The organism is Psychroserpens damuponensis (genome assembly GCF_000826655.1).
Classification (GTDB): Bacteria; Bacteroidota; Bacteroidia; order Flavobacteriales; family Flavobacteriaceae; genus Psychroserpens; species Psychroserpens damuponensis.
Genome location: NZ_JXJO01000091.1, coordinates 1 through 857, shown reverse-complemented (window position 1 = coordinate 857; position 857 = coordinate 1). Strand labels below are relative to the sequence as shown.

1 protein-coding gene and 1 pseudogene are annotated in these 857 nt (G+C 32.2%); both read left to right on the top strand.

The genetic code is table 11. The annotated features are described in order from the left end of the window. Positions 1-524, top strand: a pseudogene (locus TD29_RS17685) (gliding motility lipoprotein GldJ); the annotation flags it as partial. A gap of 69 nt (positions 525-593) precedes the next feature. Beyond that, positions 594-857, top strand: a 264-nt coding sequence (locus TD29_RS17680; protein ID WP_241485300.1) for a Mur ligase domain-containing protein, incomplete at its 3' end; no start/stop codon positions are given.

The window sequence follows — 857 nt, the reverse complement described above, 5'->3', positions numbered from 1 at the left end:
CCATTAATGAAGATGGAACTGTTAAGATCATAACTCCAGATGAAATTGTATATGACACTTTAAGTAATGGTAGGATTGTTGCTAGAAATCTTCCAGGAGAAATTGCTCGAGTAGCTGTTACAGAAGAAGAAACTTACTTAAGAACTAACTTTGATAAAAGTGACAATAGAAACTTTAGAGATGGAGATACAAGATCTTCTCGTTTATATGCCGAAAGCTTTGATGAAGATGTAGATGATTCTAAAAGTGAAACTAGTAAAATGTACAACTCTCCAAAACATAATGTACAAAGAGATTCTTTAGGGAACTTAATTAAAGAATATGACACATCTAACCAAAGAACATCTTTAATCAACGATGAAGTAAGAGTTTATAAAGGTGGATCTTGGAGAGATAGAGCATATTGGATTGACCCAGCACAACGTAGATACTTCCCACAAGATATGGCAACAGACTATATCGGGTTTAGATGTGCAATGTCTAGAGTAGGTTCTAAATCTCAAAATACTAAGAAAAGAAATTAATTTATTATTCTTATCATAAATATAAAGTCCTAATCGTTTCGATTAGGACTTTTTTATTACATTTATTCTATGACAATAGAAACACTTCACTCCCATTTTTTAGACTGTAATTCGGTTTGTACAGATACTAGAAAAATATCCAAAAACTGCATGTATTTCGCACTCAAAGGCGCTAATTTTAACGGAAACACTTTCGCTCAAGATGCCTTAAAAAAAGGAGCTGCATTTGCCATAATTGACGAGTCTAAATATAAAATTAGTGATGCCTACATTTTGGTAGAAGATGTTCTTAACACACTGCAAAATTTAGCTTTATTTCATCGGAAATATCTA